The organism is Actinophytocola sp., from assembly GCF_036555685.1.
Lineage (GTDB): Bacteria > Actinomycetota > Actinomycetes > Mycobacteriales > Pseudonocardiaceae > Actinophytocola.
This window is the reverse complement of the sequence record NZ_DATBKY010000113.1, coordinates 25,092-35,121: the sequence shown is the minus strand read 5'-3', so window position 1 is coordinate 35,121 and position 10,030 is coordinate 25,092. Positions and strand designations below refer to the sequence as shown.

Sequence of the window (10,030 nt, the reverse complement as noted above, 5' to 3'; positions counted from 1 at the left end):
GGGTAGTCCGTTCATTGTTAGCGTGGCGCCCTGCCACGGACGACTCGCGGCGAGGACGATCTATGGACGGCTACTGGGGCAACCTCGTGCTGGTCGGCGTCCTCATCGTGCTGAACGCGCTGTTCGCCGGCAGCGAGATCGCGCTGATCTCCTTGCGGGAGGGGCAGCTCAAGCAGCTCGAGCGGCGCGAGACGCCCAGTGCACGCGCCCTCGTCCGGCTGGCCCGCGACCCGAACCGGTTCCTCGCCACGATCCAGATCGGCATCACGCTCGCCGGGTTCCTCGCCTCCGCGACCGCCGCGGTCTCGCTCGCCGAACCCGTCGCGCCGCTGTTCGCCTTCCTCGGCACGGCCGCGCGGCCGGTCGCGGTCGCGGTGATCACCGTCGTGCTGACGTTCCTCACGCTCGTCTTCGGCGAGCTCGCTCCCAAGCGGCTGGCCATGCAGTACGCCCTGTCGTGGAGCATCGCGGTCGCCCGGCCGCTCGACCTGCTCTCCCGCGTGTCCCGTCCGGTGGTGTGGCTGCTCGGGCGGACGACGAACGTCGTGGTGCGGATCTTCGGCGGCAACCCGGAGGTCGCGGCCGAGCAGCTCAGCCCCGACGAGCTCCGCGACCTGGTCGCCGGCCATCGCGGGCTCAACGCCGAGCAGCGCACGATCATCACGGGCGCGCTCGACATCCACGAGCGTCTGCTCCGCGAGGTCCTCGTCCCCCGCCGCGCGGTGATCACGCTGCGCGCCGACCAGCCCATCGCGCAGGCGCGTGCCGAGCTCGCCGATTCCGGGCACACCCGCGCGCCCGTCACGCGTGAGGGACATCTCGACGACCTCATCGGCGTCGTCGCCCTCCGCGACCTGCTCGACGACGACCGCAACCTCACCGAGGTCGCGCGGCCGCCGGTCGTGTTCCCCGACTCCGTGCGGGTGTCAGACGCGCTGCGCCGGTTCAAGGACGAACGTGAGCAGTTCGGCTTCGTGGCCGACGAACACGGCGCGATCGACGGCATCGTGACACTGGAGGACCTGCTGGAGGAGATCGTCGGCGAGATCTACGACGAGACCGACCGCGACATCATGGCCACCCGCACCGAGCCGGACGGCACGCTGCGCCTGCCCGGCACCTTCCCGATTCACGACCTGCCCGACTTGGGCGTGGAGATCACCGACCGCCCGGACGCGGACTACGCCACCATCGCCGGCCTCGTCCTCACCGCGCTGGGCCGGATCCCCACCGAACCCGGCGACCGGGTGGTGCTCACGGACTGGACCATCGAGGTCACAGCCATCGACCACCACGCCATCACGGGCGTCCGCGTGACACGAACCAGAAGCTGACGTCGCCGACCGCGGCCGCCGGCGCAAGGCGTATCAATCTCATTTGATGTATTCTGCGACGCATGGCTGCGCCCGCGGACCTGTCGCCGCCCACGTTCCTCCAGCTCGCGGGGAACGCGGTGCGGTGGCGGTTGCTGACCGAGCTGTCGCGTGGCGACCTGCGGGCCGGAGAGCTGACCGTCCTGGTCGGCCAGCCGCAGAACGCGGTGTCCTACCACCTCGGCAAGCTGCGCGGCGGCGGGCTCGTGTCCGCGCGGCGCAGCTCGGCCGACCAGCGGGACAGCTACTACCACCTGGAGCTGACGCGGTGCGGCGAGCTGCTCGCCGCGACCGGGTCCGCGCTCCATCCCGGCCTGGCCGCGCGACCACCCGCGGTCCACCGGCGGCGCCGGGCGGTGCGGGTGCTGTTCCTGTGCACCGGCAACAGCGCGCGTTCGCAGCTGGCCGAGGCGTTCCTCGCGCACGTCGCGGGCGAGCGGGTCCAGGTGGCCAGCGCCGGCAGCCACCCGAAACGGCTGCATCCGAGCGCGGTGCGCGCGATGCGGGAGTACGGAATCGACATCGCCGGGCGGCGTAGCAAGCACCTGGACGAGTTCGCCGGGCACCGCTTCGACCACGTGATCACCTTGTGCGACAAGGTCCGCGAGGTGTGCCCGGAGTTCCCCGGCGCCCCGGAGGCGATCCACTGGAGCATCCCGGATCCCGCCGGGCAGCCCGGCTACGCCGCTTTCCGGCGCGTCGCGGCCGACATCCACACCCGCGTCGAGTTCTTCGCACGCCGAATCGCCGTCTCACCGGTGAAGGGATGACCGAATCATGACCGAGATCGACGACCGCGTGGTCAGCGTCCGCTACATCGTCGACGACGTGCAGGCAGCCGTCGACTTCTACACCACCCACCTCGGCTTCACCCTGCGCAGCGCGCACCTGCCGGCGTTCGCGGACGTCATGCGGGGACCGCTGCGGTTGCTGCTGTCCGGAGCGGCCAGCTCCGGCGCGCGAGCGACTCCCGCGGACGCCGCGACCGCCGGGCGCAACCGCATCCACCTCACCGTGGCCGACCTCGACGCCGAGATCGAGCGACTCCGCGGCGCGGGCGTGGGCTTCCGCAGCGAGGTGGTGTCCGGCCCGGGTGGCCGCCAGATCCTGCTCGCGGACCCGGCCGGCAACCTCGTCGAGCTGTTCGCTCCCGCGTCAGCCGGGTGACGCGGCGGTTTCCGTACCGGCCGCGCTCGCGCTCTCCGGGTCGGTGCGGACCACCGCGACGGGGCAGGCGGCGTGGTAGAGCAGGTGCTGGCTGGTCGAGCCGAGCAGCAGGCCACGGAACCCGCCGCGCCCGCGGCTGCCGACCACCACCAGCCGCGCTTGTGCGGCGCGGCGCAGCAGCGCCTTCGCCGGGCGATCGCGCACCACGTCGCGGGTGACGTGGACGTCCGGGTACCTCTCCGGCCAGCCGGCCAGCCGCTCGGCGAGGAGCTCGGCCGATCGCTGCTCCAGCGGGCCGAAGTCGATCGCGCCTGCCCCCGTCATCAGTGCCGCGTCGATGACCAGGTCGCTCCAGGCGTGGACCGCGACCAGGTCGGCGCCCAGCGCGGACGCCTGCGCGAAGGCGAAGGCGATCGCGCCCTCGCCGGCCGGGGTCCCGTCGACCCCGACGAGGACCGGTCCCGCCGAAGGCGTCCCGCGAACGACGATCACGGGGCACCGCGAACGACCGGCGAGCCCCACCGCGGTCGAGCCGATGAGCAGGCCGCTGAAGCCGCCCAGCCCGCGGCTGCCGAGCACCACCAGTGCCGCGTCGTTGGACTCCTTCACCAGGGCCGGCACCGCCGAGTCGGCCTCCGTCAACACCGTCTCCACGTCGACGCCCGTGGCCTCCGCGCGGGCCTCTGCCTGGGCTTTCGCCAGCCACTCGTGGCCGCGGTCCGTCATCGCGGAGTGCAGCACGTTCCACTCGATGATGCGCGGCGAGTAGCTGGCGGGCAGCTCGACGGCGTGCAGCAGCCGCAGCCCCACGCCGCGCCGCCGCGCCTCGTCGGCCGCCCACCGCACGGCCTGCAACGAACTGTCCGACCCGTCGATCCCGACGACGACGTACTGCCCCATGGCGACCCTCCCCCGGCGACCTACACCTCGAGGAAAGCCGCTCGGGACCATCACGGACCAGTGCGGCACGTCCCGAATCGCCCGGGACCTTCGTCACTGTCTACAGTGGAGCAACTAGCGGAGCGCCACCGTCAGCAGGACCACCGCGTCCGCGAGTGCGGTCACGCCGTGCCGCTGGTGCGGAATGCACAGCAGCCGGCCCTCCTCGAGGTCCCACTCCTCGCCGTGCGTGTGCACCTTCACCCGGCCCGTCAGCACCTGCAGGGTGGCGGCCGTCGGCGCGTCGTGCTCGGCCAGCTCGGCACCATCGGCGAGCCCGATGAGGGTGACGCGCAGCGACGTCCCCGTGACCAGCGTCCGGGCGGACCGGCGCGAGTGCTGGGCGCGCGCGTCGGCGAGAACCTGAGCTGCCAGGTCGTCGAGCGTGGTGACGGCCGGGTGCGGTGTCATCGGACCTCCTGTCGTCGTCATCCGGTCACGATGCCCCGACATCCGGCCGCGCGCCAGTGTGTACCCGGCCGGCGCCGGTCACGCGGCGCGGCGCTCCATCGAGCGTCCAGGTGTTGCCGTCCGGGACCGCTCACCTCGGCGACGGCCCCGCTACAGGTCGAGGATGAGGTCGGCGGTCGGGCGGGCGCTGCAGATCAGCGCCTCGCCGGGGCCGGGCGGTTCCAGCGGGACCGGGTCGTGGACGACGGTGCCGGAGAGCACCGGGGTCACGCACGTGTGGCACACGCCGGTGCGGCAGGACCACCGGGTCGGCACGTCGCACGCCTCGGCCAGCTCGAGCAGCGACCGCTCGTCGGCGCGGACGGTCAGCTCGCTGCGGACGAACGTGACGCTCGGGCCGGTGCCGGGCGGGCCGGCCGGCTGGTGCGGTGGCGTGGTGCGCGCGCCGACGACGCCCGGGTTGATCGCCGACCGGCTGCCGAACATCTCGGTATGCACGTCGGTCACCCCGAGCGTGGCGAGCGCCGCCCCGACGGCGTCCATGAATCCGGCCGGGCCGCAGATGTACGCGGTGGCGCCGGCGGGCAGGCCGAGCCCGGCAAGCGCGTCGCGGGTCAGCCGGTCCCCGGTCGCGGTGTAGAAGGTGTGCTCGTGGCTCGCCGGCAGCCCGGCGAGCAGCTCGTGGGCCTCGGCGGCGAACGCGTGGTGCTCGGCGTCGCGCGCGGTGTGCAGCCACCACACCTCGCGGTCCGGGTGCCGCGCCGCGAGCTCGTGCAGCATCGCGAGCACCGGGGTGACGCCGATGCCCGCGGAGACGAGCAGCACCGGGTTCGTGCCGGCGGCGAGGACGAACTCGCCGCGCGGGGCCGCGACGTCCAGGTCCACGCCCGGCCGGACCTTGGTGTGCAGGTAGCCGCTGACGAGGCCGTCCGGCTCCCGCTTGACGCTGATCCGGTAGGTGCCGGCGGCCGGGTCGGACGACAGCGAGTAGCTGCGCAGCGCGCCGGCCGCCCGCACGGTCAGGTACTGCCCGGCACCCGGCGGCGGCAGCGGCTCGTCGGCGGCCAGGTGCACCGACGCGACGGACGCGCTCTCCGCCACGATGTCCGTGACCCGCAGCCGGCGAAAGCCCTCCCACGCCGGGCCGGCCGGCGGCGCGGGCGTGTCGAGCAGCTCGCGGAACGACTGCTGCCAGCCGGGGCTCAGCGCGGGGATGTCGATCGCGGCGCGGAGCTTGTCCATGTCGCGGCCCGGCAGGTAGAGCAGCGCGTCGGTGTCGGCCACGGTCAGCGCGTGCCGGCCCGTCCGGGTGCGGACGATCTCGTCGCCGGCCTGGACGTGGCCCTCCCGGATGACGCGCAGGTAGAAGCCCGGCCGGTGGTGCGCGACGAGCAGTGCGGGCAGCGTCGGCTCGCCGAAGCGCATGCCGACGCGGAAGCAGGTGACGCGGGGCTGGGAGACCTCGAACTCGGCCTCGCCGATCCGGTAGCGGTCGCCGATGCACACCTCGTCGTCGGGCAGGCCGTCGACGGTGAAGTTCTCGCCGAACTGGCCGTGGTCCAGGTCGTCGCGGCCGAAATGCCTGCGCCAGTGCTCGTAGGACTGGACCTGGTAGACGAGGACCGCGCGCATCTCGCCGCCGTGGCCGCCGAGGTCGCCCTGGCCGTCGCCGTCGACGTTGAGCGTGCGCACCATGCGCGGCCCCCCGACCGGGTACTTCCACACTCCCGTGTGGACGGTCCGGCCCTGCCAGGCGACGTCCTTCGGCATGCCGACGTTGACCGAGAGCAACCGCGCCGCGCTAGGCATTGCGCACCCGCTCGTAGTGGCGGCGCGCCTTCATCCGGTTGCCGCACACGGCCATCGAGCACCAGCGGGCGTTGTTGGCCCTGCTGCGGTCGAGCAGGAACAGCGCGCACTCGTCGTTGGCGCACGGCCGCAGCCGGCCCGGGGCGTCGACGCGCAGCGCGTCCCATGCCAGCACGGCCCGCACCGCGACCGAGTCACCGTCGAGCCGCCATTCGAGGCCGTCGGCGGTGAGCTCCGGTCGCCGGACCACGCCGTCGAGCAGCGGCGCCAGCGACTCGGGCGACGCCTGGCCGCGGACGACCGCCTGCAGCGCCGCCCTGGCCTCCCGCAGGTCTGCGGCCGGGACGGGACCGGACCATGGCACGTGCGCGCCGAGCCAGGTGCCGGCCATCGCGTCGTCGGCGAGCTCGTCGGCCGGCACGCCGTCGACGAGCGGCGCGCTGTTGAGCAACGCCAGGAGGAGCGCCTCGTCGGCCACCGTCGCCATTTTCTAACCTCCCTGAACCTCTTGACGGGTTAGACAGTACTGTGCTTCAGTCCTAACCGCAATACCGACTTAAAGGGGTTAGAACGAGGGTTCGGTACCTCCCGAGGACAATGAGTTGAAAAGGACAAGACGATGGGACTCTCCTGGCAGCAAGGCCCACTCGCACTCAAGGGTGTCGGCCGGTTCCTGGTTCCCGATCCGCTGCCCGAGCGGCTGCTGTTCGCCGAACCGGCGCGGCGGCGGATGCGTGTGCGGCTCGGCGGCGAGTGGATCGCCGACAGCTCGGACGTCGTGCTGCTGCACGAGCCAGGCCGGTACCCGGTCGCGTACTTCCCGCTCGCGGACGTCGCCCCGGGGGCGCTCGCGCCGACCGACCGGGTCACCACCCACCGCGACCTCGGTGCGACGGCGTGGTTCACCGTCCGCGGCGGCGCGGCGGAGGCGCGGCGCGCGGCGTGGCGGCACGTGGAGCTGCCCGGCCACGCGAGCGAGCTGACCGACCGCGTCGCGTTCGCGTGGCGCGCGATGGACGCGTTCTACGAGGAGGACGAGCGGATCGTCGGCCATGCCGCGGATCTCTACCACCGCAACGACATCCGCACCACCTCCCGCCACCTCGTCGTGTACGACGGCGACCGGGTCGTCGCGGACACGAAGCGGCCGCTGGTGCTGTACGAGTCGGGTTTCGCGCCGCGCTGGTACGTCCCGCGCGACGACGTCGACGAGTCCGCGCTGACGCCGGTGGACGAGGCGACCTTCTGCCCGTACAAGGGAATCGCGAGCTACTACGACGTCGGCTCGCACCGCCAGGCGGCGTGGTCGTACCGCGAGGCGTGGCCGGAGGTGCGCCGCGTGTCGGGCATGATCTCGTTCCAGCCGGACAAGATCGACGTCTATTTGGACGGCGAGCGTCTGGAGCTGGAGCCCGGCCAGTCCGTCACCCCGCACGGCGTCGACCGGGGCCTCGGCGTCGACGAGATCCGCGCCCGCTGATCCGGGTCAGGCGGTGGTCGTCTGTGCTCTCGGCTCGGGTTCGAGGCCGGCCGGGACCGGTTCGGTGCCGCCCGGGTCCAGCCGGAAGGGCGGGTACTCGTCGGTCATCAGGGCGGCGTAGATGCTGACCCGGAAGACCCACCGGTTCATGCCGATCACGAAGTCGAAGATGCCCCGCGGGTAGCCGCCGGTGAACAGCAGCGTCACGGCCGCGAAGAACGTCAGGATCGTGATCAGGCCGCCGGTCGGGCCGGACCACGCGTCACCCCACTGCCAGAACAGGTAGCCGCCACCGCCGAGGAAGAAGGTGACGATCATGTAGTGCGGCAGTGCGAGCAGCCACCACTTGACGAGCACCAGCCCGCGGGACATCCGCTCCGGGTACTCGATGTCCACAGTGGCCGGATAGTCCGGGCGCGCGTCGAACGTGAAGGGTGGGTATTGATCGGTGCCGAGCGCGAAGTAGCCGTAGTACCAGACCCGCCACGACCACCGGATGACCGCGAGGTTGAAGTCGAACAGCGGGCGCGGGTAGCGGGCGGTGAACAAGATCGCGAAGAACACGACCACCCAGAGCAGGGCGGCGGCCGTCCACAGGAACGCGAGCACGATGTAGTGCGGGATGAGCAGCAGCCACTTGACCAACCACAGCGCGCGGCTGGGCTCGTCGAGCCGCGCCTCCAGGCGGATTGAACGAGACACGATCCCTCCTGAGATGAGAGCGCTACGACGAGCGCATCCGGGCGAGTGAGCGCAGGGACGTGTCGGGCAGGTAGGCCCGGGCCAGCGCGAAGCCGATGCGGGGCAGGTCGGCCTCGTCGCGGTAGGCGAGGTACATCGGTTCGTAGCGTGGCTTGAACTTCGTCTTGAACGAGTGCAGCGAGCGGAAGCCGTAGTACGGCTCCATGGCCGCGCCGAACGAGTCCAGCAACCGCTCGAGCGGTGCCGCCGGGACGCCGTCGCGGGCCAGCGGCGCGCCGGACAGCGACACGAACCGCGCGCCCTCCGCCTTGAACTCCAGGCAGCTCTCCGCGATGAGGTACTCCATGACCGGCTTGAACCCGTTGGTACGTCGCCGCATGAGGTCGAGCGTCCAGCCCTCGACCGCGCCGCCTCCACTGTGGACCGGAAGCCACGACGTCACGCCCTGGACCGAGCCGTCCGCGCCGAGCGCGAGGCCCACCCTCGTCCGCGGGTCGAGCGCCTCGTCCACGCCGCCGAGGGTGAAGCCCATCTCCGGCATGCCCTTGGAGCCGACCCATTCCTCGGACACGGCCCGCACCTGCGTCACGAGCGCCCACGACTGGTCGGCCAGGACGACCATCCGGAACTCCACGTCCTCCTTGGCCGCCCGGTTGATCGCCGAGCGCACGCTCTGCCACGACTTGCCGCGGAACTCCAGGCCCTCGAGGTCGATCAGGGTGTCCTCGGCGACCTGGAGGTGCAGCCAGCCCTGCTCGCGTACGGCGGCGAGGCCCACTTCCGTCACCGAGAACAGGCACGGCGTCAGCACGTTCTGGTCGCACATCGCGGTGAACTCGGCGATCGCGCGGCCCGCCGAGCCCGGCGGCCCGACCGGGTCGCCGAGCGCGATCGCCACCCCGGCGTGCGGGCGGTAGGCGATGAAGGCGTCCCCGTCCTCGGTGAAGAAGTGCGCGTTGTCCGGCCAAGTCGTCATCCATGACAGCGTGCTGCCGCCGCAGCGCTCGAGCAGCGAGGTCGCCGCGGGCACGTCGCTGGTGATGCCACCGGCCTTGCGCCGGCGCCGCCGGGTCGGCACCGCGAACGCCCCGCGTCCCATCACGAGCACGGTGAGCAAGGCCGCCCACAAGATGGAGTCGGCGACGAACAGCGGTACGCGCTCGACCGTCACGTCGAGCCCGAAGATGACAGCGGCCAGGGCGAGCAACCCGACGCCGGCGCCGACGAAGACGTAGAGGCCCGAGATCCCGACCGCCCAGCGCCACGCCGAGCGCTTTCCCTTGCGCAGCCCGTTGATCATCAGGCCGACCACGACGAGCACGATCGCGAGCTCGATCAGCGTGGTGTTGTCCTGCCGGGTCGAGCCGAGCGGGCCGTCCGCGGGCGCGATGTACACGACGACCTGGACGGCCGCGATGATCAGCAGGCCGGTGACCGCGAGGAGCCGCCACTCCCGGCGGTTCGGGTACCCCGTGCCGGCCGCCCGGCGAGGTCCGGCGAGCCACCCGCCAAGCGGCAGCGCCACCGCGACGGCCACGCCGTGCTCGAGGTCGGCGAGCGTGCCGACGTAGAGCAGCGACACGCCGACGTACACACCCAGCGCCAGGCGCAGCCGCAACCGCCACGGCATCCGGACGGCGGCGGCGACCGCGACGACGGCGACCAGCGCGCCGGCGGAGAAGCCGAGGTCGGTCTGCTGGGCGAGCCGCTCGGCCCAGTCCCAGCCGGTGCCGCGCAGGACCAGCAGCACGAGGGCGGCCCCGAGGACGCCGGCGAGCTGGCCGAACACGGTGACCGCAGCGGTCCGCGCAGTGCCCAGCCGCCACTCGGCGAGCCCCACCAGCAGGGCGAACCCGCCGGCGACCGGGATGTAGTAGAGCGGCTCCATCGCGAAGAACGCCCCGGTGACGACCGTCCACCACTTGCCGGCCTCGAACGCGGGCAGCCCGTAGGCGACCGCCGGGTACCAGTCGTGCTCGGCCGCGCTCGCCCACAACGCCCCGCTGGCCACCGCGGCCACGAGCATCACGGCCACGACGACCGTGGTGAACGGGACCCGCCGCCACAGCAGCGTCGCGACGGCGGCCACGCGGGAGGTGATCGCGTGCGCGGGCGGGGCGGGGGCGGGCGCGACGTGTCCGGCCATGGT

At 72.6% G+C, this 10,030-nt stretch carries 10 protein-coding genes; 4 read left to right on the top strand and 6 right to left on the bottom strand.

The features are described from left to right. Positions 1-62 precede the first annotated feature (62 nt). The 3 genes from VH969_RS12155 (at position 63) to VH969_RS12145 (ending at position 2,540) form a co-directional block, all read left to right on the top strand. A complete protein-coding gene (locus tag VH969_RS12155) occupies positions 63-1,334 on the top strand; it encodes a hemolysin family protein (protein WP_331973809.1) in 1,272 nt (423 codons plus the stop codon). 62 nt (positions 1,335-1,396) lie between these two features. Further along, positions 1,397-2,143, top strand: coding sequence for an arsenate reductase/protein-tyrosine-phosphatase family protein (locus tag VH969_RS12150; RefSeq protein ID WP_331973808.1), 747 nt, complete (start codon positions 1,397-1,399; stop codon positions 2,141-2,143). 7 nt (positions 2,144-2,150) lie between these two features. Then, entirely contained in the window at positions 2,151-2,540 is a 390-nt protein-coding gene (locus VH969_RS12145) for a VOC family protein (RefSeq protein ID WP_331973807.1), read from the top strand. Here VH969_RS12145 and VH969_RS12140 read toward each other — a convergent pair. The 4 genes from VH969_RS12140 to VH969_RS12125 all read right to left on the bottom strand — a co-directional run bounded on the left by VH969_RS12140 (position 2,529) and on the right by VH969_RS12125 (position 6,186). Next, positions 2,529-3,440 (bottom strand): universal stress protein, encoded by a 912-nt coding sequence (locus VH969_RS12140; protein ID WP_331973806.1) that lies wholly within the window; start codon positions 3,438-3,440, stop codon positions 2,529-2,531. The two genes, VH969_RS12145 and VH969_RS12140, sit on opposite strands and share 12 nt — an antisense overlap. 114 nt (positions 3,441-3,554) lie before the next feature. After that, on the bottom strand, positions 3,555-3,890 hold the full coding sequence (locus VH969_RS12135; RefSeq protein WP_331973805.1) for a cupin domain-containing protein: 336 nt from the start codon (positions 3,888-3,890) through the stop codon (positions 3,555-3,557). Positions 3,891-4,040: 150 nt separating this feature from the next. Beyond that, positions 4,041-5,699, bottom strand: a complete 1,659-nt coding sequence (locus tag VH969_RS12130; protein ID WP_331973804.1) for an MOSC domain-containing protein — start codon at positions 5,697-5,699, stop codon at positions 4,041-4,043. After that, complete coding sequence (locus tag VH969_RS12125) at positions 5,692-6,186, bottom strand: CGNR zinc finger domain-containing protein (protein ID WP_414638487.1); 495 nt, start codon at positions 6,184-6,186, stop codon at positions 5,692-5,694. Before VH969_RS12125 ends, VH969_RS12130 begins: the two co-directional genes overlap by 8 nt. 132 nt (positions 6,187-6,318) lie before the next feature. Here VH969_RS12125 and VH969_RS12120 point away from each other — a divergent pair, with 132 nt between their 5' ends. Beyond that, positions 6,319-7,179, top strand: a complete 861-nt coding sequence (locus VH969_RS12120; protein WP_331973803.1) for a DUF427 domain-containing protein — start codon at positions 6,319-6,321, stop codon at positions 7,177-7,179. A gap of 6 nt (positions 7,180-7,185) precedes the next feature. Here VH969_RS12120 and VH969_RS12115 read toward each other — a convergent pair whose 3' ends face one another. Together VH969_RS12115 and VH969_RS12110 are read right to left on the bottom strand one after the other, a co-directional pair. Next, entirely contained in the window at positions 7,186-7,881 is a 696-nt protein-coding gene (locus VH969_RS12115) for a DUF4389 domain-containing protein (RefSeq protein WP_414638486.1), read from the bottom strand. Positions 7,882-7,903: 22 nt separating this feature from the next. After that, positions 7,904-10,027 carry an MprF family protein gene (locus tag VH969_RS12110; RefSeq protein WP_331973802.1) on the bottom strand — a complete coding sequence of 708 codons (2,124 nt, stop codon included), beginning with the start codon at positions 10,025-10,027 and terminating at the stop codon, positions 7,904-7,906. Positions 10,028-10,030: the final 3 nt, after the last annotated feature.

Excerpts from the sequence above, each read along its gene's own strand:
- VH969_RS12155 (WP_331973809.1), top strand. The coding sequence starts at position 63 with ATGGACGGCTACTGGGGCAACCTCGTGCTGGTCGGCGTCCTCATCGTG.
- VH969_RS12150 (WP_331973808.1), top strand. The coding sequence starts at position 1,397 with ATGGCTGCGCCCGCGGACCTGTCGCCGCCCACGTTCCTCCAGCTCGCG.
- VH969_RS12145 (WP_331973807.1), top strand. The coding sequence starts at position 2,151 with ATGACCGAGATCGACGACCGCGTGGTCAGCGTCCGCTACATCGTCGAC.
- VH969_RS12140 (WP_331973806.1), bottom strand. The coding sequence starts at position 3,440 with ATGGGGCAGTACGTCGTCGTCGGGATCGACGGGTCGGACAGTTCGTTG.
- VH969_RS12135 (WP_331973805.1), bottom strand. The coding sequence starts at position 3,890 with ATGACACCGCACCCGGCCGTCACCACGCTCGACGACCTGGCAGCTCAG.
- VH969_RS12130 (WP_331973804.1), bottom strand. The coding sequence starts at position 5,699 with ATGCCTAGCGCGGCGCGGTTGCTCTCGGTCAACGTCGGCATGCCGAAG.
- VH969_RS12125 (WP_414638487.1), bottom strand. The coding sequence starts at position 6,186 with ATGGCGACGGTGGCCGACGAGGCGCTCCTCCTGGCGTTGCTCAACAGC.
- VH969_RS12120 (WP_331973803.1), top strand. The coding sequence starts at position 6,319 with ATGGGACTCTCCTGGCAGCAAGGCCCACTCGCACTCAAGGGTGTCGGC.
- VH969_RS12110 (WP_331973802.1), bottom strand. The coding sequence starts at position 10,027 with ATGGCCGGACACGTCGCGCCCGCCCCCGCCCCGCCCGCGCACGCGATC.